Source organism: Geothrix terrae (assembly GCF_022808775.1).
Lineage (GTDB): Bacteria > Acidobacteriota > Holophagae > Holophagales > Holophagaceae > Geothrix > Geothrix terrae.
Genome location: NZ_JAKZLA010000006.1, coordinates 1 through 23337, shown reverse-complemented (window position 1 = coordinate 23337; position 23337 = coordinate 1). Strand labels below are relative to the sequence as shown.

General features: G+C 68.7%; 18 protein-coding genes and 1 tRNA gene. 14 read left to right on the top strand and 5 right to left on the bottom strand.

What is annotated here, in order from left to right:
• Nucleotides 1-105: 105 nt before the first annotated feature.
• Nucleotides 106-759 (bottom strand): transcriptional repressor LexA, encoded by a 654-nt coding sequence (gene lexA, locus MLE42_RS11775; protein ID WP_243288081.1) that lies wholly within the window; start codon nt 757-759, stop codon nt 106-108.
• Between the two features lie 192 nt (nt 760-951).
• On the opposite strand from lexA, the gene MLE42_RS11770 reads away from it, so the two are divergent.
• Both MLE42_RS11770 and MLE42_RS11765 read left to right on the top strand, forming a co-directional pair.
• Nucleotides 952-2775 (top strand): 2-oxoacid:acceptor oxidoreductase subunit alpha, encoded by a 1824-nt coding sequence (locus MLE42_RS11770; RefSeq protein ID WP_243288080.1) that lies wholly within the window; start codon nt 952-954, stop codon nt 2773-2775.
• 14 nt (nt 2776-2789) lie between these two features.
• Nucleotides 2790-3842, top strand: coding sequence for a 2-oxoacid:ferredoxin oxidoreductase subunit beta (locus tag MLE42_RS11765; protein ID WP_243288079.1), 1053 nt, complete (start codon nt 2790-2792; stop codon nt 3840-3842).
• 70 nt (nt 3843-3912) lie between these two features.
• Here MLE42_RS11765 and MLE42_RS11760 read toward each other — a convergent pair whose 3' ends face one another.
• Nucleotides 3913-4686 carry a cytochrome b/b6 domain-containing protein gene (locus MLE42_RS11760; RefSeq protein WP_243288078.1) on the bottom strand — a complete coding sequence of 258 codons (774 nt, stop codon included), beginning with the start codon at nt 4684-4686 and terminating at the stop codon, nt 3913-3915.
• Nucleotides 4687-4765: 79 nt separating this feature from the next.
• Here MLE42_RS11760 and MLE42_RS11755 point away from each other — a divergent pair, with 79 nt between their 5' ends.
• Together MLE42_RS11755 and MLE42_RS11750 are read left to right on the top strand one after the other, a co-directional pair.
• Nucleotides 4766-5320, top strand: coding sequence for a helix-turn-helix transcriptional regulator (locus MLE42_RS11755; protein ID WP_243288077.1), 555 nt, complete (start codon nt 4766-4768; stop codon nt 5318-5320).
• Between the two features lie 34 nt (nt 5321-5354).
• Nucleotides 5355-5430, top strand: a tRNA-Ala gene (locus tag MLE42_RS11750).
• Between the two features lie 214 nt (nt 5431-5644).
• Here MLE42_RS11750 and MLE42_RS11745 read toward each other — a convergent pair.
• Together MLE42_RS11745 and MLE42_RS11740 are read right to left on the bottom strand one after the other, a co-directional pair.
• Complete coding sequence (locus MLE42_RS11745; RefSeq protein ID WP_243288076.1) at nt 5645-7480, bottom strand: acyl-CoA dehydrogenase; 1836 nt, start codon at nt 7478-7480, stop codon at nt 5645-5647.
• A gap of 131 nt (nt 7481-7611) precedes the next feature.
• Nucleotides 7612-9288 carry an AMP-binding protein gene (locus tag MLE42_RS11740; RefSeq protein WP_243288075.1) on the bottom strand — a complete coding sequence of 559 codons (1677 nt, stop codon included), beginning with the start codon at nt 9286-9288 and terminating at the stop codon, nt 7612-7614.
• A gap of 167 nt (nt 9289-9455) precedes the next feature.
• On the opposite strand from MLE42_RS11740, the gene MLE42_RS11735 reads away from it, so the two are divergent.
• From MLE42_RS11735 to MLE42_RS11710, 6 genes are read left to right on the top strand one after another with little or no spacing between them, the layout of a single operon-like run.
• On the top strand, nt 9456-11894 hold the full coding sequence (locus MLE42_RS11735) for a bifunctional acetate--CoA ligase family protein/GNAT family N-acetyltransferase (protein ID WP_243288074.1): 2439 nt from the start codon (nt 9456-9458) through the stop codon (nt 11892-11894).
• A gap of 18 nt (nt 11895-11912) precedes the next feature.
• Nucleotides 11913-12539, top strand: a complete 627-nt coding sequence (locus MLE42_RS11730; protein WP_243288073.1) for a CBS and ACT domain-containing protein — start codon at nt 11913-11915, stop codon at nt 12537-12539.
• Nucleotides 12527-13660, top strand: coding sequence for an acetoin utilization protein AcuC (locus tag MLE42_RS11725; RefSeq protein ID WP_243288072.1), 1134 nt, complete (start codon nt 12527-12529; stop codon nt 13658-13660). Before MLE42_RS11730 ends, MLE42_RS11725 begins: the two co-directional genes overlap by 13 nt.
• Nucleotides 13661-13711: 51 nt before the next feature.
• Nucleotides 13712-14299 carry a Holliday junction branch migration protein RuvA gene (ruvA, locus tag MLE42_RS11720; RefSeq protein ID WP_243288071.1) on the top strand — a complete coding sequence of 196 codons (588 nt, stop codon included), beginning with the start codon at nt 13712-13714 and terminating at the stop codon, nt 14297-14299.
• Nucleotides 14296-15231, top strand: a complete 936-nt coding sequence (locus MLE42_RS11715; RefSeq protein ID WP_243288070.1) for a 2-hydroxyacid dehydrogenase — start codon at nt 14296-14298, stop codon at nt 15229-15231. The genes ruvA and MLE42_RS11715 overlap by 4 nt, the downstream gene beginning before the upstream one ends.
• Nucleotides 15232-15259: 28 nt before the next feature.
• A complete protein-coding gene (locus MLE42_RS11710; RefSeq protein WP_243288069.1) occupies nt 15260-16801 on the top strand; it encodes a tetratricopeptide repeat protein in 1542 nt (513 codons plus the stop codon).
• 325 nt (nt 16802-17126) lie between these two features.
• Here the strand turns inward: MLE42_RS11710 and smc are convergent, their stop codons facing one another.
• Nucleotides 17127-20681, bottom strand: coding sequence for a chromosome segregation protein SMC (gene smc, locus MLE42_RS11705; protein ID WP_243288068.1), 3555 nt, complete (start codon nt 20679-20681; stop codon nt 17127-17129).
• Between the two features lie 189 nt (nt 20682-20870).
• Here smc and MLE42_RS11700 point away from each other — a divergent pair, with 189 nt between their 5' ends.
• The 4 genes from MLE42_RS11700 to MLE42_RS11685 all read left to right on the top strand — a co-directional run.
• Entirely contained in the window at nt 20871-21602 is a 732-nt protein-coding gene (locus MLE42_RS11700) for a hypothetical protein (protein ID WP_243288067.1), read from the top strand.
• Nucleotides 21602-22438: a hypothetical protein gene (locus MLE42_RS11695; RefSeq protein WP_243288066.1), complete on the top strand. Its 837-nt coding sequence runs from the start codon at nt 21602-21604 to the stop codon at nt 22436-22438. Before MLE42_RS11700 ends, MLE42_RS11695 begins: the two co-directional genes overlap by 1 nt.
• Complete coding sequence (locus tag MLE42_RS11690; RefSeq protein ID WP_243288065.1) at nt 22435-23013, top strand: hypothetical protein; 579 nt, start codon at nt 22435-22437, stop codon at nt 23011-23013. The genes MLE42_RS11695 and MLE42_RS11690 overlap by 4 nt, the downstream gene beginning before the upstream one ends.
• A partial coding sequence (locus MLE42_RS11685) for a hypothetical protein (RefSeq protein WP_243288064.1) occupies nt 23010-23337 on the top strand: 328 nt, incomplete at its 3' end. The genes MLE42_RS11690 and MLE42_RS11685, both read left to right, overlap by 4 nt.

The window sequence follows — 23337 nt, the reverse complement described above, 5'->3', positions numbered from 1 at the left end:
TCTTTTCCAGGAGAGCACTCGGCCTTCGGCAGCTGCGCATGACACCAATGGATGCTCTGTCGGCGTCAACAGCTGCGCATGACGCCAATGGATGCTCTGTCAGCGTCAACAGCTGCGCATGACGCCGACGAGCACGCCCTGGATGTCGATGTTCTCGGGGGCGTAGCAGCGGGGCTGGAGCTCGGGGTTGTGGGGAATGAGCCACACGCCCCTGCTGTCCCTTCGGAACTCCTTGAGAGTGACCTCTTCCTGGTCGATGAGCGCCACCACCCGGTCGCCGTTGCGATACTCGCCCTTGCGCTGCAGCACCACCAGATCCCCGTCGAGGATGGCGTCGTCCACCATGGAGTCACCCCGCACCCTCAGCACGAAGAGCTCCTCCTTCTGCCGGTGGATGCTGTTCGGCACTTCGATGGGGAGGGCCCGGCTCTCGGGCAGGATGGGGGAACCGGCGGCCACATCCCCACAGAACGGGAAGATCCGCACGGGGCTCAGGGGCTCGGCACGCTCTGTCCGCGGGGACACCTCATCCATCACCGGTCCCGCGGCCACCACCAGGTTGTTCCCCTTGCCGTGGCTGCGGACGAGGAATCCCTTGTCCATCAGGTGCTGGACGTGTTTGTGGATGGTTGAGACGGCACTCGACCCCACCCCTTTCGCGATTTCCGCCAGGGTCGGGCTTCGCCCTTCCTCCTGCACGAAGGTGCGGATGAACATCAGGACGGCCTGCTGGCGTTTGGTGAGATCGCTGGCTTTCATGCTCTTCAAAGTAAGAGTCGATCCCTGGGTCGTCAATCCCTTTTTTTTCGCTTTATTTCAGATCCCTCCAGAAGGCGGTTCCGACACCTTGCCTGGATGCCCTCGGTGGCCTCTGCCATACTCGAGGATGCTTTGGTGAACCTAGTATTTACGCCCTCTTCGTCGCCATTGCCCCGCTGAGAAAGGAGTCCTATGACTGCCGCCCTTGCCGCCCCCTCGCCCGTCGGTGGAGCGAAAACCCGGATCAATGATTTTTCCATCCAGGTGGCCACGGTCAACGGATCGGGTTCCCAGACGGCTAACACGGTTCTCCTGCGCGCCATCTTCCAGATGGGCGTGTTCGTCAGCGGCAAGAACCTCTTCCCCTCGAACATCGCGGGGCTGCCCACCTGGTTCACCATCCGCGCCAGCGCCAAGGGTTACGTGGCCCGCAAGGCCAGCAACGAGATGCTGATCCTCATGAACCCCGAGACGGCCAAGGAAGACATCGCCAAGGCCGACCCCGGCGCCCTCGTGATCTACGACGAGCCCCTGCAGCTCGACAAGCTGCGCAGCGATCTGGCCTACACGCCCGTGCCCTTCCAGAAGCTCGTGACAGCTTCCTGCCCCGAGCCCAAGCTGCACAAGCTCGTGAAGAACATGATCTACGTGGGCGTGGCCGCCCGCCTGCTCGGCATCGACATGGAGGAGGTCAAGAAGGCCATCGCCAAGCAGCTGAAGGGCAAGGCCAAGGCCATCGAGCTGAACCAGACCGCCTGCGTGGCCGGCTACGACTGGGCCATGGAAAACCTGGAGGATCAGGACCACATCAAGGTCGTGCGCGACAACAAGACGCAGGGCCTCATCATCATCGACGGCAACGAGGCCTGCGCCCTGGGCGCCCTCTTCGCCGGCGTGACCGTGGTGGGTTGGTACCCCATCACCCCGGCCTCCAGCCTGGTCGAGACGTTCATCGAGTACGCCGAGGAGTACCGCAAGGATCCCAAGACCGGGAAGTCCACCGTCGCCATCGTGCAGATGGAGGACGAGCTGGCTTCCGCGGGCGTGGTGCTGTCCGCCGGCTGGGCCGGCGCCCGCTCCATGACCTCCACCGCCGGTCCCGGCGTCTCGCTGATGAGCGAGTTCATCGGCCTGGGCTACTACGTGGAGGCGCCCGGCGTGTTCTTCAACGTCGCCCGCACGGGCCCCAGCACGGGCCTGCCCACCCGCACCCAGCAGTCCGACGTCGAGCTCTGCGCCAAGTGCAGCCACGGCGACACCCTGCACGTGAACCTCTACCCCGGCAACATGGAGGAGTGCTTCCAGTTCGCCTACGACGCCTTCGACCTGGCCGAGCGGTTCCAGACGCCGATCTTCGTCGTCACCGACCTCGACCTGGGCATGCAGAACTGGTCCTCCAAGCCCTTCGCCTACCCCTCGAAGCCCTATGACCGCGGCAAGGTGCTCAACCAGCAGCAGCTGGCCGAGGTGAAGGACTGGGGCCGCTACAAGGACGTGGACGGGGACGGCATCCCCTACCGCACCCTGCCCGGCACCCCCGGCGGCAAGGGCGCCTACCTGACCCGCGGGTCCGGCCACAACGCCTACGCCCAGTATTCCGAGAAGCCCGAGGACTACCTCGAGGTGATGGACCGCCTGAAGCGGAAGTACGAGACGGCGAAGTCCCACGTGCCGGGCCCCGTGTTCCGCAACCAGGGCTCCGACAAGGGCGTGCTGGCCTTCGGCTCCAGCGATCCCGCCGTCATCGAGGCCCAGGACATCCTGGCCGAGGGCGGGCTCAAGACCGACTACCTGCGCCTGCGGGCCCTGCCCTTCACCGCCGAGGTGGACGCCTTCGTGAAGGAGAAGAAGGTGGTCTACGTGGTCGAGCAGAACCGCGACGGCCAGATGGCGAACCTCTTCCGTGAGACCTATCCGGAGCACGCCACCAAGTTCAAGAGCGTCCTGCACTACGACGGCCACGCCATCGACGCCAAGTCCGTCGTGGACCAGATCACCGCCTTCGAGCAGAAGTAACTGAGGAGCCGACCATGACCACCACGACTTCTGCCACCCCGGCCCCCTCCGCCCCCACCAACAAGCTCGGCTTCACCAAGCAGGACTACGTGGGCTCCAAGTCCACCCTGTGTGCCGGCTGCGGCCACGATTCCATCACCGCCCAGATCATCAACGCCGCCTTCGAGTCCAGCCTCGAGGGCTACCGCGTCACCAAGTACTCCGGCATCGGCTGCTCGTCCAAGACGCCCGCCTACTTCATCAACCAGGGCTGGGGCTTCAACAGCGTCCACGGCCGCATGCCTTCCATCGCCACCGGCGCCTCCCTCGCTAACCGGACGCTGATCAACATCGGCGTCTCCGGCGACGGCGATTCCATGTCCATCGGCATGGGCCAGTTCGTCCACGCCGTGCGGCGCAACATCCCGATGATCTACATCATCGAGGACAACGGCGTCTACGGCCTCACCAAAGGCCAGTTCTCCGCCACCGCCGACAAGGGTTCCCACCTGAAGTCCGGCGCGGTGAACGACTTCCCCTCCATCGACCCCTGCACCCTGGCCATCGAGCTGGGCTGTGGCTTCGTGGCCCGCAGCTTCTCGGGCAATCCCAAGCAGCTGAACGCCATCCTGAAGGCCGCCTTCGCCTACCAGGGCACGGTGGTCCTCGACGTCATCAGCCCCTGCGTCACCTTCAACAACCACGACGCCTCGACCCGATCCTACAAGCACGTGAAGGACCACGACTTCCCCCTCCATGACCTGGGCTTCATCCAGTACTCCGAGGTGGAAGAAGTGGACATCCCCGCCGGCGAGACCGAGATCGTCACCTTCCCCGACGGCTCCAAGGTCTCCATCAAGGCCATCCACGAGGGCTACGAGCCCACGGACCGCTTCGGCGCCATGAAGGCCATCCATGAGTCCATGGCCAAGGGAGAGTTCCTCACGGGCCTGCTCTACATCAACCCCACCCAGCCCCCCCTCCCCGAGGTGCTGAACCTGGTGGACGAGCCCCTGGCCACCCTGGGCGAGGATCTCCTCAAGCCCAGCCCCGCCGAGCTGGACAAGATCATGCAGGCATTGATGTAGGCAACCCAGGCCAAGCCAACGATGCAGGAGGCCGCTGAAAGGCGGCCTCCTGTCGTATCTGGAGCGGAATTCAGTCGTCGTCATCCTCCGAGAGGGGCGCGCCGCCCCGCTCGGCTCCCTCTGCAAGTTGCAGCCTGACCTGAGTCCCAGGAACGACCAGGGATCCGGTGTGGGCATCGAAGGAGGTCACCAGGACGGCGCCCCATCCGCCCAAGAGCAGGAGCACAACCAGTGCCGGAATGCGGTGGAACGAGGAGATTCCCTCCTTTCCCATGCCCCGTTTCAGGCCAGTCACCATGCTCCCGATCGTCCGGTCCCGGTGGCGGAAAGCATGGAATCCCAGGCCCAGGAGATGGGCCGCCACGGCCGCCGCCATCCCATAGGCCAAGGCTTCGTGGAGATCCTCGAAGGCATCCTTCCGCCCTTGCATCATCAGACCTGTCGCGACGATCGCCAGCGACAGAACCAGCATGGCGATGGCCCCATAGGCAGCCCCTGGGTTGTGGCCGGCCTGCCTGGCATCCCTGCCTTTCAAACTGTCTCCCAGGTAACGCCACAGCGCCCCCGGGCCACACAGGAAGGAGCCGAACCTGGCATGTTTCGATCCGAAGAGCCCCCACACCACCCTTAGCGCCACAACCGCGACCATCATCAGACCTGCGAGCATGTGCCACCGGAATGCGGGGCTGTGCTCCGACGTCAGCCCGGCCAGGACCATCGCGGCCGCAAAGAGGCCTGCCAAGGCCCAATGCAGCAGGCGAGTGGGCAGGTCCCAGACCCGGATCGTCACGTGGGATGCTGGATCATCCTTGGATTCCGTTGAAGTCGAACCATTTTCGGTCATGGTAGCCTCCCGCCTGAGCAGCATCAGCCACAGTGAAAAGACGGGCCATCCAACGCATGGCCGATGCAGGGAGGGCCTCATGGGGCAAGGCATTGGACGGGAGGATCCGACAGAAGGCCGATGGCACCCGACCCGCGCCTTCGCCTTGGCGCTGCTGGCGGTAGGTGCCCTGCTCATCTTGGATCTGGCGACCGACCGCCTGCTCCGCTCCGCAGGCTGGGGTCATCTCATCGTCGAAGGATTGGCGGCGGTCCTGGCACTCGCCATGTCGCTCTGGATGTTTCGCGCGCTCCAGGCGCGCAGCCAGGATGTCCATCGGCTCCGTCGCGACCTGGCCAAGGTGCAGGCCGAGGCCAACCACTGGCGCGCGGAGGCCGCCGATCTGCTCCGGGGGCTCTCGGAAGCCATCGACCAGCAGTTCGACCGGTGGCACCTGACCGACGCGGAGCGGGAGGTGGCCCTGCTCCTACTCAAGGGATTGAGCACCCGGGACATCGCTGCCCTTCGTGACACCCGGGAGCCCACGGTCCGCCAGCAGGCGCAGGCCATCTACCGCAAAGCTGGGCTGGAGGGCCGAGCAGAACTCGCCGCCTTCTTCCTGGAGGATCTTCTGGCCCCCCATCCATTGCATTGACGCGAGCCGAGAGCTCGCTAAACTGGGGGATCCAGGGCCTGTAGCTCAGCTGGGAGAGCGCTGCGTTCGCAATGCAGAGGTCGTCAGTTCGATCCTGATCAGGTCCACCAGTCTCATGGTTACGGCGGTCTTCGGGCCGCCGTTTCTCTGTCATGGACGACCTCGCCGATATCTCCTGTCGGTCGTCAGCCCACCTATCGCAGGCTCCACTGGAGCCTGCTCCCGCTCGCACGGCTCGCGGAGGCGGGCCCCATGATCCTGATCAGGTCCACCAAAGGAAAAGCCCCCTGTCGCCAGGGGGCTTTCTCATGGGCGGGCAGGTGCCTAGAACACCGCCTCCATGGGTGCGGTCTCGCCAGCGCGCAGAGCCACCGCCTGGGCGGCCACCAGGGGCAGGCCGCGATGGGCGAAGTGGATCGCCGCCTGCACCTTGTTCTGGTAGAAGGCGGCCTCGGAGCTGCCGGCCAGGAGGGCCTGGACGGCCTTGGCATCGGCGGCGTCCACGCCTCGCTCCTGCAGCAGCGCGGTGAGCTTCCCCTTGGCCAGGACGGCCTGCTGGAGCAGCAAGTGGCCCGCCACCATGTGGCCGACCATGTCCAGGATGGGCACGGCGTTCAGACCCGTCAGCAGGGCGGCGTTCTCGTGGGCGGGGATCTCCTGGAGCACCGTTCCCAACGCCTTCGCGGCCTCGCCCAGCTGGCGGGCGGAGGGACCGAGAACCGGATCCGCGGCCAGGGCCTGGACCGCGGCCCCCACCTGGCCCATCAGGGCCTTCACGGGACGGCCCTCCTGCATGCGGAACTTCCGGCCCACCAGGTCCAGGGCCTGGATGCCGTTGGTGCCTTCGTAGATCGAGGCGATCTTGCAGTCTCGGAGGTACTGCTCCGCGGGGTATTCCATGGTGTAGCCGTAGCCGCCGAAGGTCTGGAGGGCCCACTCGGTCACCCGGAAGCCCCAGTCGGAGCACCAGGCCTTGCAGACGGGGGTGAACAGCTCTACCAGCCCCTGCCAGCGGTCGCGCTCCTCCCCGGCGGAGACGTGAGCCATGTCCATGCACCAGGCCGTGTAGGTCACGAGGGCGCGCATGGCCTGGACGTAGGCGGACTGCATGAGGAGCATCCGGCGCACGTCCGGGTGCTCGACGATGAGCGACTGCGAGGCGCCCTTGGCGGCCCCGGGGGCGCGGCCCTGCAGGCGCTCCTTCGCATAGGCCAGGGCCGCCTGGTGGGCGGCGCTGGCGTTGCCCAGGCCCTGGACGCCCACCTCGTACCGGGCGGCGTTCATCATCAGGAACATGTGGGGGAGGCCCTGTCCTTCCTGGCCCAGGAGGAAGCCCTGGGTTCCGCCGTTGCTCCCGAACACGAGGCTGCAGGTGGGCGAGCCGTGGATGCCCAGCTTGTGCTCGATGCCCGCGCAGGCCACATCGTTGGGCGCGCCGAGGCTGCCGTCCGCGTTCACACGGACCTTGGGCACCACGAAGAGGCTGAGCCCCTTGGGGCCGGCGGGAGCATCCGGCGTGCGGGCCAGCACGGCGTGGACGATGTTCGGCACGAGCTCGTGGTCACCGCTGGTGATGAAGATCTTCTCGCCGGTGATGAGGTACGAGCCGTCCGCCTGCTTCACGGCCTTGGTGGTGAGCGCGCCCAGGTCGCTGCCGGCGCCGGCCTCGGTGAGGCACATGGTGCCGGTCCATTCCCCGGTGTACATCTTTTCGCAATAGACCGCCTTCAGCTCGTCGCTCCCGAAGGTCTCGATGAGGTGGGCGGCGCCTCGGGTGAGCAGCACCTTGAGACCCAGAGCCGTGTTCGCGCCCATGAGGTACTCGCTGATGCCGGTGCCCACGGCTTCCGGCAGGCCCATGCCACCGAACTCGGGATTCATGGTGGCGCTGATCCAGCCGCCGGAGGCGAGATCCTGGAAGGCCTCGGCGAACCCGTCCGGCAGGCGGACCTTGCCGCTCTCCCACTGGGCGCCGACCCGGTCGCCGACCTCGTTGCAGGCGGCCACGCTGCCCTTGGCCACCTTGAGCGCCTCGTCGAGCACCATGGCCAGCTGGTCGCGATCGACCTCCTGATAGGCCTCGGCCTTCAAGACCGCATCCAGATCCAGCCATTCGAGGAGGTTGAACTTGATGTCACGGGCATCGTCCAGGTACTTCATGGGAACCTCCGGAAAGCGTGGCTGAGGGGATGGGTGACGGGAACGGGGACGGATCTCCATTCTTCGATGGGGAGCCCGCCCTTCCAATACCTGTCCTCAGGTAAGTTGCAGCGGGCTTCCCAGGGCGATGGCTACTTCAGTTCAGGGAACTGCTCCTCGCGGAACTCTAGGGAGGATGACGTGGGATCCGCGGCCCGCTTCCGCAGCTCCACCCGCCGGATCTTGCCCGAGATGGTCTTGGGGAGGTCGCCGAACTCGATGATGCGGATGCGCTTGTACGGGGAGATTCGCTCGCGGATGAAGCGGAACAGGGTCAGGGCCATGGCCCGGTCCGGCGCATACCCCGCCCGCAGGATGATGTAGGCCTTGGGCACGGAGAGCTTGAGGGGGTCCGGGCTCGGCACCACCGCCGCCTCGGCCACGGATTCGTGCTCGATGAGGAAGGACTCCAGCTCGAAGGGGCTGATCCGGTAGTCGGAGCTCTTGAAGACATCGTCCGCACGACCCACGAAGCAGAGGTAGCCGTCCTCGTCGCAGGTGGCCACGTCGCCGGTGCGGTACCAGCCTTCGGCCTCGGCCTTGCGCATCTTCTCCGGATCATCCTTGTAGCCGGCCATGAGGCTGGTGGGTCGGGGGTTCAGCTTGAGGGCGATCTCGCCCTCCTCCGCCTCCTTCCCCTCGGAGTCCAGCAGCGCCACATGGAAGCCCGGCAAAGGGCGGCCCATGGAGCCCGACTTCACGGCCTGCCCGGGCGAGTTGCCCACGATGGCGGTGGTCTCCGTCTGCCCGTAGCCGTCGCGGATGGTGAGGCCCCAGGCCTTCTCCACCTGGCTGATGACCTCGGGGTTCAGGGGCTCGCCGGCGCCCACCAGGGCGCGGAGCTTCACCTTGTAGGCCGCCAGGTCCTCCTGGATGAAGAGGCGCCACACAGTGGGCGGTGCGCAGAGGGTGGTCACCCCCTTGTCGACGATGGTCTTGAGGGTGGCCGAGGCGCTGAAGCGGGCCGCGCGGTAGACGAAGATGCAGGCCCCGGCGTTCCAGGGCGCGAAGAAGCTGCTCCAGGCGTGCTTGGCCCAGCCCGGCGAGCTGATGTTGTAGTGGACGTCGCCCTCCCGCAGGCCCACCCAGTACATCGTGGACAGGTGGCCCACGGGATAGGACTGGTGGGTGTGGACCACCAGCTTGGGCTTGGCCGTGGTGCCGGAGGTGAAGTAGAGCAGCATGGGGTCCGTGGCGCGGGTGGGCGCATCGGGCGCGAAGGCGGTTGAGCCCGCGTAGAGCTCGGACACGTCGTGCCAGCCAGGCACCGCGGCGCCCACGCTGATGCGGGTGAGACTGGCATCCAGGCCGTCGAACTTGGCCGTCTGGGCGGAATCCACCACCAGGTGCCGGATGCCGCCGCGCTCGATGCGGTCCTGGAGGTCCGCCTGGGAGAGCAGCAGGGTGGACGGAACCAGCACCGCGCCGAGCTTGATGCAGGCCAGCATCACCTCCCAGAGGGGGAGGACGTTGTCCAGCATGATCAGCAGGCCGTCGCCGCGCTTCACCCCCATGGCCCGCAGGGTGTTGGCCACCTGGTTGCTCCGCTGCGAGAGCTCCCGGAAGCTGACCTTCGTCTCCGTCCCGTTCTCCTCGACGATCCACAGCGCGGGCCGGTCGTTGCCCGCGGCATAGGTGTCGAAGTAGTCCAGGGCCCAGTTGAAGGTGTCGAGGACGGGCCAGCGGAAGCCGCTTCGGGCACCTTCATAGTCCTCCCGGTGCTGGACGAGGAAGTCCCTGGCCTGGAGAAACGCTTCGCGACCATTCATCTGGTCCTCCTGATTCGCTTGGGGGGTATAGAGCAATCTAGGACGGCCATGACTGGCCGTCCAGGATGAAAAACGACATGCAGGGGGAGAAAGGATCTCAAGTAGGGCCCGGCCCCGGGGGCGCATGATAGGGTGGTCGCATTGCACCCCGATCCGCGAGGCACCCTGTGTTCAGCATCATCCCTGACGGCGCAGGCTACCGGGAATTCGTCCTCCTGAAGGACGGCCAGGGGGTCTTGCTACGGATCGCCTCCCCGGAGGACACGGACCGCGTGGAGACCTTCATCCGCGGGCTCTCCCGGGAGAGCATGGCCATGCGCTTCATGGGCGGCGTGTCGAGCGTCTCCCGCAAGTTCGTGGAGGATCTCTGCGACGAGAACCCCCGCCAGCGGGCCTGCCTCCTGGCCATCGAGGGCGAGGGGGCGGAGCAGCAGGTGCTGGGCCTGGGGAACTACGTGGGCGATGGCGGGGCCGTCGCCGAGGTTGCGTTCATGATCGCGGACGCCCATCAGGGGCGGGGCATCGGCACGCTGATCCTCGAGCGGCTCGCAGGTCTGGCGGCGGGCGCGGGCTATGTCGGCTTCGAGGCCGAGGTGCTCCATGAGAACCAGAAGATGGTCAATGTCTTCCGGGACTCCGGGTTCGAGACCACCCGGGCCATGGAGGGCGGCATCATCCATGTGCGGTTCCCCCTGAGCGCCCCCGAGGCCCAGCGGGAACGGGCCGAGATCCGCGAGCGGGTGGCCACCGCCAACTCCCTGGTGCCGCTCCTGCGGCCGGGCAGCGTGGCCGTGGTGGGGGCCTCCCGGGATCCCGGCTCCGTGGGGAGCACCATCTTCCGCAACATCCTCAAGGGAGGCTTCCAAGGCACGGTCTATCCGGTCAACCCCAGGGCCAAGACCATCGAAGGCATGCAGGCCTATCCTTCCCTGGCCTCCCTGCCGGAGGCCCCGGATCTGGTGGTACTGGCGGTGCCGGCGGCCAAGGTGTCCGCCCTCGCCCGGCGGGCCCTGGACAAGGGCGCGCGCGGCCTCCTGGTCCTCACCGCCGGATTCGCCGAGACGGGCCCGGAGGGGGCCCGGCGCCAGGAACGGCTGGTGCGCCTCGCCCGCAGCCGCGGGGCGCGCCTGGTGGGCCCCAACTGCCTGGGGCTCCTCAATACCCACGCCGCCGTCCAGTTGAACGCCAGCCTGGCCACGGCGATGCCGCCGCGCGGACGGGTGGGTTTCTTCAGCCACTCCGCGGCCCTGGGCGTGGTGATCCTGCAGTACGCCGCGGAGCGCGGGTTGGGGTTCTCCTCCTTCGTCTCCGCCGGGAACCGGGCCGACGTCTCGGGCAACGATCTGCTCCAGTACTGGGAGGAGGACCCGGACACGGACCTGGCCCTGCTCTACCTGGAGACCTTCGGGAATCCGCGCCGCTTCGCCCGGCTGGCCCGCCGGATCTCCCACCGCAAGCCCGTGCTCTGCGTGAAGAGCGCCCGGAGCCATGCCGGGCGGCGCGTCGCCCAGGCCCACATCGCGGCGAGTCCCCAGAACGACGCGGAGGTGGAGGCCCTCTTCCACCAGGCCGGCGTGATCCGGGCCGACACCCTGGAGGATCTGTTCGACATCGCGCTGCTGCTCTCGCACCAGCCCCTCCCGCGGGGCGACCGGGTGGCCATCGTCAGCAATTCCGGCGGCGTGGCCACCATCTGCGCGGACGCCTGCGAATCCCACGGCATGCGGATCGCGGGTCCCGGCGTGGTGGACCTCCACGCCATGGCCACGGCGGAACACTATGAACGGGCCTGCCGGGAGGCTCTGGAGCATCCCGAGGTGGACGCCCTCATCGCCTCCTTCGCCTGCCTGGGGGACTGCGATCCTGACCTGGTGGCCCGGGCCATCCGGCGGGCCGCCGTGCGGGCCGAACAGACCACGGGCATCCCCAAACCCACCCTGCTCTCCCTCATGGGCGTGAGCGGCGCCATTCCGGTGGGGTCGACCGCCCTCGGCGAGAGCGGCGGCCTGAACCGAACCTTCCCCTCCTACCGCTTTCCGGAGTCGGCGGCCCTGGCCCTGTCCAAGGTGGTCCAGTACGCCCACTTCCGCCGGCAGCCCCCGGGCCGGTTCCAGGGCTACGCGGACATCAATGCCGGCGAGGCCCGGCGGCGCGTGGAGCAGCTGGTGGAGAAGCTGCCCGATTCCGCCCAGGCGATCCTCTCCGCAACCCAGGCCCGGGAGCTCATGGGGCTCTTCGGCGTCCCCGTCACGAACCTCCCGGAGCCCGCCGAGCGGCGAGGCCCCAGGGTGGGGCTCAACCTCACCACGGATCCCGACTTCGGGCCCATCTGGCGCTTCCACCGCCAGGGCGTGGGCTCCATCCTGCGCATCACCCCGCTCACGGACCTGGATATCGCCGACGTCCTCGAGCGGATGCACCTGCCGCCTGGCAACGGGCTGGGCGAGACTCTGGGCCGCCTGACCCAGCTCGTGGAGGAGCTGCCCTGGCTCCACACCCTGGAGGCCCAGGTCGCCGTACACGGTGAGACCGGCGCCCTCAGCCCTCTGCCCCTGCAGCCGGACCTGCGCCTGACCTTCACCCAGGTCGGGTTCCGCAAGCCCTGAATCCCGAGGAGGACCGCCATGCTCGTGAAGGAGATGATGCGCCGGCCGGTGACAGTGGTCTCCGCGGAGGCCACCATCGGAGAGGCCTACCAGCTGCTCCAGGACCGCGGCTTCCGCCACCTGCCGGTGGTGGACCGGGGACGCCTGGTGGGCGTCCTCACGGACCGCGACCTCCGCCTGGCCACCAGCAGCCTCTGCCAGCACCCCCGACCCGCCGGGGACCCCGTCTCCGCCGTCATGAGCAGCCCGCCCCTGACGGCGGATCCCCTGGATCCCGTGGAGGATGCCGCCCGGATCATGCGGGAGCACAAGATCGGCTGCCTGCCTGTGGTGGACGGCATGGAGCTGGTGGGCATCCTCACGGGCATGGACCTGCTGGACGCCCTGATGATCCTCACCGGGGTGACCAAGCCCTCTTCCCGGCTCGAGGTGGCCCTTGCGGACCGGCCCGGCGAGCTGGCCCGCCTCACGGCCTTCCTCGCGGAGCGCCACGTCAACATCCACTCCATCCTCACCTACCCCTCGCCCGAGGCTGTCCGCACGGTGCTGCGGGTGGATTCCAACCAGATCCGCCCCCTGGCGGACGAGCTCCGGCAGGCGGAGTTCGAGGTCCTGTGGCCCATCCAGAAGCCATGGCAGCACTGATCTACCGCCCGGAGTACGCCGGGTACGACTTCGGGCCGGAGCACCCCTTCACGCCGGCGCGGCTCGCCATGCTCCTGGACCTGATCCACACCCTGGGTCACGCCACCTCGCCCATCGCGGCGCCTCCGGCCACCCGGGAGGAGATCCTCACGATCCACGACGAGGCCTACGTGGCCATGGTCGAGGCCCTGGATCACGGCGGGTCCAGACCCGAGGCCGAGCAGTTCGGGTTGGGGACGCCGGACAACCCCATCTTCCCCGGCATGGACCTCGCGGCCCGCTGGCTGGTGGGTGGAACCCTCCACGGGGCGCGGCTCCTGATGGAGGGGGCCGAGACCCGGGTGCTCCAGCTGGGCGGAGGGCTGCACCACGCCCAAAAGAACCGGGCGGCGGGGTTCTGCATGTACAACGACCTGGCCGTGGCCATCCGGGCCATGGTGCGTCATGGCTGGCGCGTGGCCTACCTCGACATCGACCTCCACCACGGGGACGGGGTCCAGAGCCTCTTCTACGACAGTGATCAGGTGCTGACCATCAGCCTGCATGAGACGGGGCACTACCTCTATCCCGGCACCGGCCACATCCAGGAGCTGGGCGCCGGCACCGCGCGGGGACTCAGCGTCAACATTCCCCTGGAGCCCTTCACGGAGTCCGAGAGCTACCTGGAGGCCTTCGACGCCGTGGTGCCGCGGGCCCTGGAGTGGTTCTCGCCCCACGTCCTGGTGGTGCAGGCCGGCGCGGACGCGCATTTCGCCGACCCTCTCGGAGACTTGGCCCTGACCACCCAGGCCTTCCAGGCCCTCTACGGCCGGATCCTCGACCTGGCCGCCGACCACACCCAGGGCCGGGCGCTCTTCACCCTGGGCGGCGGCTACGAGGCCCAGGTCGTGGCCAGGGTCTGGACGATCCTCTATCTCACGCTGATGGACCTCCCCATCCCGGAAAGGCTTCCCGACGCATGGCTGGACCGCTGGCGCGACCTGCTGGGGCCGGAAGTCGGGCGGACCCTGCACGATCCCGTGCCGGCCTATCCGGAGCTTCCCGGCCGCGAGGAGCGCAACCGGCGCAACGGCGACGTGGTCGCCCGGCTGGTGGACTCGCTCTTCCGCTACTGGATGTAGCGGCAGGAAACGCCGCCGTCCCGGGGGTTTCCCTTCCGGTATCCTCGAAACATGATCGGACGCCTGCGCGGGGAACTCATCCAGAAGCTGCCGAACCTGGCCCTCGTCGAGTGCGGGGGCGTGGGCTACGCCGCGGCCATCAGCCTCTCCACCTACGGCCTGCTGCCGGAGTCGGGCTCCCAGGTAGTACTGCACACGGAGCTGTTGGTGCGCGAGAACGAGATCGCGCTGCTGGGCTTCTCCTCCACCCAGGAGCGGGAGCTCTACCGGCTGCTGGTGAAGGTGGACGGCGTGGGGCCCAAGATGGCCCTGGCGGCCCTGGGCGCCCTCAGCCTCGAGGACCTGGTGCGGGCCATCCGGGGCCGGGACGTGAAGGCCCTCACGCGCATCCCCGGCGTGGGGAAGAAGACCGCCGAGAAGATGTGCTTCGAGCTGTCGGAGAAGCTGGGCGGCCTGTCGGGCCTGGACGGCTTGGCGGGCGGGCCTGCGGGCGACCCCTGGGAGGAGAACCTCCGCTCCGCCCTGACGAATCTTGGCTTCAAGGAGGACGTGGTGCTGCCGGTGGTGGCGGACCTCCGCACCTCGAAGCCGCCCCTGGCGGAGGCCATCCGCCTTGCTTTGAAGGCCCTGCAGCGATGAGCACGCGAATCCTCTCCACCTCCCCTCTCGTCGGCCCCGCCTTGGCCGAGCTCGGCACCCGCTTTCCCGACCTCCGGCTGGCGGCCTTCCGCTCCCCGGAATGGAACGCCGCCCTGCCCGAGGCCGAGGCCCTGGTGGTGATGCTCTCCGAGCCCATCACCGAGACGGACCTCGACGCCGCGCCGAGGCTGAAGGCCATCGGCACCTACTCCGTGGGCGTGAACCACCTGCCCGTGAAGGCCTGCCAGGCCCGCGGCATCGCCGTGGTGAACACGCCCGGCGTGCTGACGGACGCCACCGCCGACATCGCCCTGGCCCTGCTCATGGCCGTGACCCGCCGCGTGGCGGAAGGCGAGGCGCTCGTGCGGTCCGGCGCGTGGAAGGGCTGGGCGCCCGACCAGCTGCTGGGCCTGGGCCTCTCCGGCAAGGGCTGCGGCATCCTCGGCAGCGGCCCCATCGGCCAGGCCTTCGCCCGCCGTGCCCAGGCCCTGGGCATGACGCCCTGGTTCTGGGATCGCGAGGGCCGAGGCGGCGAGGTGGACTTCGGCGCCGGCAGGGCCGCGCGCCTGCCCCTGGCGGACCTGCTCCCGAAGAGCCTCGTGCTGTCCCTCCACTGCCCGCTGACGGACCAGACCCGCGGCATGCTGGGCCGCGCTGCGCTTGAGAAGCTGCCCCAGGGCGCGGTGATCATCAACACCGCGCGCGGCGGCATCATGGATGAGAACGCCGTCATCGACCTGCTGGAATCGGGCCGCCTCGGCGGGGCGGGCCTGGACGTGTACGAAGGTGAACCGCGCCTCAATCCGCGTTGGCTGAAGGCACCCCGCGCCGTGCTGCTCCCCCACCTCGGCTCCGCCACGGTCGAGACCCGCGGCGCCATGGCGCAGCTGCTTTGCGACGGGCTCGCGGCAGCGCTGGCACCATCGCGGTGATACCCTGGACTCCCTCACGAGGCATCCCATGGCACGCCCCTGGATCAAGCTGCTCGACCCGGACCTGACGGCCCTCAAGGCCGCGGCCGGAACGTCGTTTGCTGACCGCCTCAAGCTGGCTCGGGCCCTCAACGGCCGCGCCCGGCACGCAGAGGCCCAAGAGGTCCTGGAGCAGCTCCTGGTCGAGGACCGCTCCCACGCGGAGGCCTGGTTCGAGCGCCTGCTCTGCTTCAGCGACAACGCCGAGGAGGAAGAGGGCCTTGACCTGCTGGCACAGCTCGAATCCCTCCGGGATGAGCACCCCGAGTGCGGCGGCCACCTGCGCAACCTGGGCTACCTGCGCCTTCTCCTCCAGGACATCGACGGGGCGGAGCTCGCCCTCCACCAGGCTCTCGCCCTCGACGGCCAGGATCCCAAGGCCCTCGAGCTCACGGGCCTCGTGCACCTGCATCGCGGCCAGGCCGCGGAAGCCAAGGCCTGGTTGCTGAAGTCCCTCAGCCTGCGGCCCACGGATCCCCGCACCCTGCGCCTGCTCGCCATCGCCATGGACCAGCTGTCCGACTGGAGCGGCGCCGAGGCGCAGCTGGTGGCGGCGCTCCAGACGGATGGGTCCTACTACTGGGGCTGGCACGCCCTCGGTGAGATGCTGCTGAAGCGCGGCGAACTCGCGGAAGGCCTGCGCTGCATCCAACGGGCTCGCAGCCTGCACGTGTGCGATCCGGCCAGCTACTTCATCCTCGCTGAGATCTTCAGCGAGCAGGGACATCTGGAGCTCGCCCAGGGCCAGCTCCACACCCTGATGCTCCTCGCCCCCCCCGCGCCGGTGCTGGCGGAGGCCCAGGCCCTGCTGGGCGAGCTGAAGCGCGACATGGGGGACCGCGAAGGTGCCGTCTCCTACTTCAGCCTCGCCACGGAGACCGATCCGGAAGCCGCGAATCCGTGGGCCGCGCTGGGCGACATGGCCCGCGAGGAATCCCGCTGGGAGGACGCGCTCCGCTGCTACCGCGAGGCCATGATGCGGGAACCCGATGCGGCGGACCTCCAGGTCCAGCTGGGCTATGCCCTCATCGAGACCCGCCAGGGGCCTGCCGCCGAGCAGGCGTTCCTGAAGGCCCTGGAGACGGATCCCGGCGAGTACAGCGCCTACCTCGGGCTGTCCGAGGTCTACCGTTCCTCCAACCGCCCCGAGGACCAGATGGGCATGGTGGACCAGGCCATGGCCCTCGCCCCCGATGACTCGGATGTGTGGAACGCCCGGGGCGTGGCCCTGGAAGTTGCGGGACGCCTGACGGAGGCCACGGAGGCCTATGAAAAGGCCCTGACCCTGGAGCCCAGCCATCGCAAAGCGGCCAACAACCTGGGTTTCGTGCTGGAGAAGCGCATGGACCAGGGCGAGCCCGACCTGCGACATCGCGCCATCGAAGCCTGGAAGCAGCGGCTGCTCATCTGCCGGGACGCGGGCCAGAGCATGAAGATGGCCACCGAGCATCTCACCAAGCTGGGCGTGGGCGAAGAGACCCTCCGCGAATGGCTGCGGCCCGAGTTCCTCGCCGCCGAGCTGGAAAGCTGACACACCGAAGTCACCCCAGCATTACCAGATAGTTACAAATCGCCAGGACGCCTCTGTGGAAAAGCCTGTGGATTGATCCTTTCTGGAAGGGCTAAACCCTGTTCCTCGATGGACTTCGGGGGTGTTTTAATGTCGATTTGCATCTATTCAAATTGAATCAAATCAATTTTTAAATTAAATACGTCTGACGGATCTGCCGGACAATTCCAATCCGGGGTTTTCCACAATTTACGCTTTCTTTCGCATTGACAGGCCGATCGCCCTTGCAGGGCATGGACCGGAGGGCGAAAAGGGTGTTCACCACCCATTCCGTCACACCGGATGCTCAGACCAGGGCCTCGGCCTCGCGGAGCTGGACGCTCACCAGGCGCGAGCAACCGGCCTCTTCCATGGTGACGCCGTAGAGCGTGTCCGCGGCCACCATGGTGGGCTTCTGGTGGGTTATGACGATGAACTGGGTGTCGACCTTCATCTTCTGGACCATGGCGGCGAAGCGGCCCACGTTCGCTTCGTCCAGCGGGGCGTCGACCTCGTCCAGCACGCAGAAGGGGCTGGGCTTGAAGTGGAAGATGGCGAAGAGGAGCGAGATGGCCGTCAGAGCCTTCTCGCCGCCGCTCAGCAGGGTGAGGGCCTTGGCGCTCTTGCCCGGGGGCTGGGCGGTGATCTCGATGCCGCATTCCAGCAGGTTCTTGGGGTCCTCCAGGCTCAGCTGGGCCTGACCGCCGCCGAAGGCCTCCCGGAACACCTCCTGGAACCGCGTGTTCACGAAGTCGAAGGCCTCCCTGAAGCGCTCCTCGCTGGTGGCGTTGATCTCCTGGATGGTGGACTCGAGGTTGCCGATGGCCGCGGTGACGTCGGCCCGCTGTTCGTTCATGAAGGCCAGGCGGGTCTCCGCCTCCTCCAGTTCCTGGATGGCCAGGGGATTCACCCCACCCAGGTCCATGCGCCGGCCCTGGAGCTCGTTGAGGCGGGTCTGGTGGACCAGCCCGCCCTCGGCCCAGGCCTCCCGCTCGGCCTCAGTGATGCCGGCCAGGAAGGCGGGGATCTCCAACCCCAGGGCCAGCTCGACCTCCTTGGCCAGTGCCTCCTGGCTGCCCTGGACCTGCGCGCCATGGATGAGCACCTCCTGGTGCTGGGCCCGGGCGTTCTCCAGGGCCTCCTGAAGCTCGCGGGCCGCCCGCTCCTGCACCCGGAGAGTCTCCTGGTCCAGCTCGAGGTGGGGCTGCGCCTCCTGGGCCAGGGCCTGCACCTCCTCCCGCTCCCTCAGCAGGCCCTGGGATTCCGATTCCAGGCCGGCGAGGCGCTGGACGCAGGCTTCCATGCGGCTGCCCTGCTCGGAGGCCTCCACCTCCAGGCGCTGCCGTTCCGCCTCCAGGTCGAAGCGGCCCCGCTGGGCCAGCTGGAGATGCCGCTCATGGCCGTCCCGCTCCGCCCAGGCCGCGTCACGGGCGCGCGCCACCTCGCCGCGCTGATCCCGGCGCTCATCCAGCCGATGCCGCGCCTCGCGGACCAGTTCCTCGGCCTGGCGGATGGCCTCTTCCAGGGCTGTGTCGTTGGCCTCCTCCGGGTGGGCTTCCAGGTCCCGGAGCTGGCCCTGAAGGCCTTTGATCTCGGCCTCGATCTGTTCCCACAGGGCGTCCGCCCGCTCGCTGGCCGCCCGGATCTCCGAGAGCTGAGTCAGCAGCGAGGTCCGCTGGGCCTTCAGAGTGTCCGCCCGCCGCCGGAGGGCCCGCAGGTCCTCGTCGATCTCGACGGATCGCTCCCGGGCGGCGCGGCTGTCGTCGCCGCCCTTGCCGCGCCGGGTCTCCAGATCCTCGATGCGGTCCAGCAGGGCCTCGCGGGTGGCCTTGGCCTCCTCCTGCTCCGCCCGCAGCTTCAGGGGAGAGGCCGCGGGGGCGGACACGCCGAGCTGCACGGGACCGAAGGGCAGGCGCACGAAGGCGGGCGAGACGAAGGCCAGGTCCGGATGGGCCACCGCCAGGGCGGGCAGGGCCGCGTCCGTGCATCGGAAGGCCCGATCCAGCAAGGCACCGAGCGGGCGGTTCGCGCCCGTCCACGTGAGGTGGTCCCGCAGGGCCTCACAACCCTCCGGGACAGGCGGCAGGTCCCCCTTGTCCTCCAAGGCCAGCAGCAGGTGGCCCGGAGCCTCGGCGGCGCGGCCCGCCAGAGACGCCTCCACGGCCAGGACCTGGAGCCAGCTGCCCAGCAGGCGCTCCAGGTCCGGCCGCAGGGCCTCGTCCACCGTGAGCAGATCCACCAGGGTCTGGGGGCGGACGCCCTGTTCCCGCAGCCAGGCGAGCCCCTTCTGCAATTCCGCCTCGCCGAAGCTCTTGGCCAGCAGGTCGGAGATCTGCCGCAGGCGCCGCTCGGCGGCGTCCAGCTCCGCCTCGGCCCGATGGTGATCCTGGGCCAGGACCCGCTGGGCCTCCTCCAGCTGCTCGGCCCGGCGGCGCTGATCCAGCGAGGCCTCCTCGGCCTGCTCGAGCTGGGACAGCAGCCCCTCCAGCGCCCGCTCCACCTGGCCCGACTCGGCCTCGAGGCTTTCCAGGCGGGGCGCGCGGACGGATTCCTCGTGGTTGAGGGTGTCCAGGCGGCCCTCCAGCTGGGCGATCTGCGTCTGGAGCCCCAGCCGCTCCTTCTGGCGGGCCAGGGCCTCCTTCTGGGAGTCGGCCTTGCGCTCGCGATGGGCATGAAGCTCCGCCTCGGCATGCCGGAGGGCCCCCTGGGCGAGGGCCACGGCCTCCTCGGCCTTGGCCAGCTCCGTCTCCTGAAGGGCGAGGCGCTCGCCGGCCTCCTTCAGCTGGGCTTCCAGCGCGGTGAAGGAATCGCCGGATTCGGCCAACCGCGCCACCAGCATCTGGATGTGCTCTTCCAGGCGGGCCCGCTGGTCCCGCGCCTCGACCCTCCGGTCCTCCTGGAAGCTGCGCTCCTGGTCGGCCAGCTGGAGGCGCTGGTCGAGACCGAGAATGGCGCTCGCCCGCTTGGCCTGGGCCTGCTGCTGCTCGTCCACGGACAAGCGCAGGGCCTCCACTTCGGAGGCCTTCTCGGAGACCTGCGCCGTGAGCTCGGCCACCCGCCGCTCGACCTCGTCAAGGTGGTCCAGGATCCGCTGCTTGGCCTCCTCCAGCTCCACCGCCTTCCCCGCCAGCAGTACCCGCTGCGTGGCCTTGATCTCCGCATCGAGTTCCTTCGCCTTCCGGGCGCGGGCCGCTTGGCGGCGGAGCGAATCCATCTGCTTGGTCAGCTCGTAGAGGATGTCGTCCAGCCGCTGGAGGTTGCCGCGGGTCTCGTCCAGCCGCTTTTCCGCGTCGGCCCGACGCAGCTTGTAGCGCGTGATGCCGGCGGCCTCCTCCAGCAGCAGGCGCCGGTCCTTGGGCTTGCTGCTGAGGATCAGGTCGATCTGGCCCTGCTGGATGAAGCTGTAGGCCCGGGTGCCCATGCCCGTGTCCAGCAGCAGGTCCTGGACGTCCTTGAGCCGCGCCTCCCGGCCGTTGATGCGGTACTCGCTCCCGGTGTCGCGGTAGAGGCGGCGGGAGATCGTCACCTCCCGCGTGGAGCCAGGCAGGGCAGGGTCCGGCATCTCCAGCGCCAGCTTCACCTCCGCCAGGCCCGTGGGCCGGCGCTGGGCCGTGCCCGCGAAGATCACGTCGGCCATCTCCGCGCCGCGCAGCATCGAGGCCCGCTGTTCGCCCAGCACCCAGGCCAGGCTGTCGGAAATGTTCGATTTGCCGCAGCCGTTGGGCCCCACGACCGCAGTCATGCCTCCTGGGAAACTGAGCTTCTGGGCGTCTGCGAAGGACTTGAAGCCATGGAGTTCAAGGGAGATCAGGCGCACGCGGTCAGCGCTCCAGGAGAAGGGGTGGGGAACATCTGCCTCCATCATTCCATATCAGACGTGCTGTCCGTCCCTTGGGAATCCGGAGCAGGCCCGTTAGACTCGATTCCTTCCCCTGTCTTGTCAGGAGCCGTCTGTGCATCCCCTCCGTTTTCTCCTGTGCGACCCGGCCACGGACGCCCGGTCGGGAGCGCCGTGCCCGAAACGCGGGGCCGGAAACGCGGAGGCAAGGCCATGAGATTTCCCTTCCTCCAGGCCCCTGCGGCGACCCTGGTGTGGCTGGAAGCCCATCGGATCCACGCCGGCATCCACCGGCGTGCCCTTTCAGGCCCCCCCACGGAGGATCAACTTGCCCAGGCCCTGTCCTCCCTGCCCCAGGGCCCCACCCGCTGGGTGCTGGACGACCTCTGGACCCCATCCGTCCTGATGAGGGACCTGGCCGAGCTGCCCAAGGGCGCCGAGGCCCAGGAGGCCTTCTTCCGGTGGCGGTTCAACCAGACCCTCGCCCTTGAGGAACCCCACTTCGTCCAAGCTCTGGAGATCGAGCCCGGCATCTGGCTGGCCTCGGGGATCCGCGAGGAATTCCGGGAGACCCTCCTCCAGTTGGGCCTCCGCCTCGACCGGAACCTGCACGGGCTCATGCCCCGCTGGCTGCACCTCTACAACCTTCTGGCCCCGTCGCTGGACCTCCCGGGCATGCTCCTCTCCCTGAGTCCCTCCGGCCAGGGCCGCTACGCCGGCACCCTGGTGGCCTGGGGACGCACCCTCTGCCTGCTCCGCCAGTGGACGGAACCCCTGGATCCCCAAGCCTGGAATGAAGAGCGCATCACCCCCAGTGCCGCCTTCCTCCAGCGGGAGTCCCGGACCCCACAGAGCCTGGCGATCTGGGGCGCTCCGGCGTGGCCTGACACGGGCCTCCCCACGCGCATCCTGGATGACCGGTTCGCCTTGGTGGAGACGCCCTGATGGCCGTTCCCGTCCTCCACCTCAACCTGGCGCCCCGGCCGACCCTGTGGCGGCAGCACCATCGCGTCCTCGGCTGGGCCGCCCTCGGCCTCGGCGGCGCGTTCCTCCTCGGCTCCCTGGGGCTCACCTGGCGGGTCTACCACCAGGCCAGCCGGGCGGGCCGCGACGCCGTGAGCCTGACCGAGGAGACCCGGCGGGCTGCGCGTTCCGAGGCCCAGATCCAGGCAGCCCTCCAGAGCATGGATGCCACCCGCGAGCAGGCCCGGTGGAAGCTGGCCGAGCGCATCCTCCAGGAGCGGAGCCTGCCCTGGTCCCGCGTCACCGCGGAACTCGAGCAGTGCATGGCCCCGGGCATGCGGCTGAAGAGCCTCCAGCGGACCCGGGGCAATGGCCAACAGGTGGTGATGAAGCTCAAGGCCGAGGCCCAGAGCCGCGTGGCGGAGGCCGCTTTCGTGGATGCGCTCAGGACGGCTCCGGTCTTCTCCGAGGTGATCCTGGAGCGCGAATCCGAGCGTCAGGGCGGCGGCTGGGACTTCGAGCTGAGCGTGCCCGCCGCAGCCGTGCCCCCGCCCTTCGAACTGCGCCCCGTGAAGACCGGCCCCGCGCCCACCGCTCCGGCCGCCCCACCCAAACCGGTAGCCGCCACGCCACGCCCAGCGCCCGCGCCTGCGGCCCCGGGGGCCGCACGCCTCACGCCCCCGCCGGCGTCGCCGGCCTCCCCCCTGGCACCGGGTGACAAGGCTGGAGCCCAGACCCGCCCCATGCCGGCGCCGAACGACGATGAAGAATCGCGTCCGCCCCGAGGCTCACGCCTGTCGAGGAGGCCCCCCCGATGAACAGTCCCCTCCGCGCGAGCCGCCTCCGCCTGGGGCTGGGCATCCTGGGACTGGCCCTGGGCCTCGGCGTGGCGATCTTCCTGCTCCCGGACGCTTCCCAGCAGCGGTCCCAGAAGGTCAAGGCCAAGCAGGAGGCCGAGCGCAACCGGAACCAGCAGGTGCAGCAGCTCCAGGAACTCCAGCAATTGGCCGATCGGATCCGCCGGGGGCGGGAGACCCTCGAGAACCTGGAAGCCCGCCTGCCGCGCGGCTCCGCCGGCGAGCTCCAGTGGAACCTCAGCAAGACCCTGCACGAGCTGGCCAAGAAGCATGACCTGCGCCTCCAGATGGTGAAGTACGGCCTGCCCAGCCGGGAGGGGACCCGCGGGTCGGACCTGGAAGCCGTGGACGTGGAATTCGTCGCCGTGGGCATCTACGCCAACCACAAGGCCTTCATGCTCGACCTCGAGGGATCCGGGCTTCCCTTCGCCGTGAGGGATGGCCGCCTGGAGGAAAGCCCCGAAGGTGCCCGCATCGACATCGTGCTGCGGGCGTTCCGCAAGGCCGGCGGCCCGGATCGCGAGGAGGAGGCATGACCACGCCGGCCCGCGCCTTCGACTTCCAGGGCATGATCCAGGAGCTCCGGGCCAACCGCCGGACCCAGGCGGCCCTCGTGGCCTTCGCCCTGGTCCTCACCTACGCCCTCTACACCGTCCTGGCGCCCGAGGCCCCCCGGACGCGGCGCGCGACAGCTTCGGGAACGGGGCCGAACCTGGACCCGCGCCAACTGGCGGGACTTAGGAAACTCCCGGACCTGGCCGCCCTCGACCGGGCGGGAGAGCTTCCTCCTGGGGCCAAGGTGCAGCGGGACCTCTTCTTGTTCGAGGCCCCCCCGCCCCCGCCCAAGCCCGTCAAGCCGC

What these genes read in the sequence shown, in the direction of transcription:
- lexA (WP_243288081.1), bottom strand. Translation starts at nt 759, where the DNA reads ATGAAAGCCAGCGATCTCACCAAACGCCAGCAGGCCGTCCTGATGTTC.
- MLE42_RS11770 (WP_243288080.1), top strand. Translation starts at nt 952, where the DNA reads ATGACTGCCGCCCTTGCCGCCCCCTCGCCCGTCGGTGGAGCGAAAACC.
- MLE42_RS11765 (WP_243288079.1), top strand. Translation starts at nt 2,790, where the DNA reads ATGACCACCACGACTTCTGCCACCCCGGCCCCCTCCGCCCCCACCAAC.
- MLE42_RS11760 (WP_243288078.1), bottom strand. Translation starts at nt 4,686, where the DNA reads ATGACCGAAAATGGTTCGACTTCAACGGAATCCAAGGATGATCCAGCA.
- MLE42_RS11755 (WP_243288077.1), top strand. Translation starts at nt 4,766, where the DNA reads ATGGGGCAAGGCATTGGACGGGAGGATCCGACAGAAGGCCGATGGCAC.
- MLE42_RS11745 (WP_243288076.1), bottom strand. Translation starts at nt 7,480, where the DNA reads ATGAAGTACCTGGACGATGCCCGTGACATCAAGTTCAACCTCCTCGAA.
- MLE42_RS11740 (WP_243288075.1), bottom strand. Translation starts at nt 9,288, where the DNA reads ATGAATGGTCGCGAAGCGTTTCTCCAGGCCAGGGACTTCCTCGTCCAG.
- MLE42_RS11730 (WP_243288073.1), top strand. Translation starts at nt 11,913, where the DNA reads ATGCTCGTGAAGGAGATGATGCGCCGGCCGGTGACAGTGGTCTCCGCG.
- MLE42_RS11725 (WP_243288072.1), top strand. Translation starts at nt 12,527, where the DNA reads ATGGCAGCACTGATCTACCGCCCGGAGTACGCCGGGTACGACTTCGGG.
- ruvA (WP_243288071.1), top strand. Translation starts at nt 13,712, where the DNA reads ATGATCGGACGCCTGCGCGGGGAACTCATCCAGAAGCTGCCGAACCTG.
- MLE42_RS11715 (WP_243288070.1), top strand. Translation starts at nt 14,296, where the DNA reads ATGAGCACGCGAATCCTCTCCACCTCCCCTCTCGTCGGCCCCGCCTTG.
- MLE42_RS11710 (WP_243288069.1), top strand. Translation starts at nt 15,260, where the DNA reads ATGGCACGCCCCTGGATCAAGCTGCTCGACCCGGACCTGACGGCCCTC.
- smc (WP_243288068.1), bottom strand. Translation starts at nt 20,681, where the DNA reads ATGGAGGCAGATGTTCCCCACCCCTTCTCCTGGAGCGCTGACCGCGTG.
- MLE42_RS11700 (WP_243288067.1), top strand. Translation starts at nt 20,871, where the DNA reads ATGAGATTTCCCTTCCTCCAGGCCCCTGCGGCGACCCTGGTGTGGCTG.
- MLE42_RS11695 (WP_243288066.1), top strand. Translation starts at nt 21,602, where the DNA reads ATGGCCGTTCCCGTCCTCCACCTCAACCTGGCGCCCCGGCCGACCCTG.
- MLE42_RS11690 (WP_243288065.1), top strand. Translation starts at nt 22,435, where the DNA reads ATGAACAGTCCCCTCCGCGCGAGCCGCCTCCGCCTGGGGCTGGGCATC.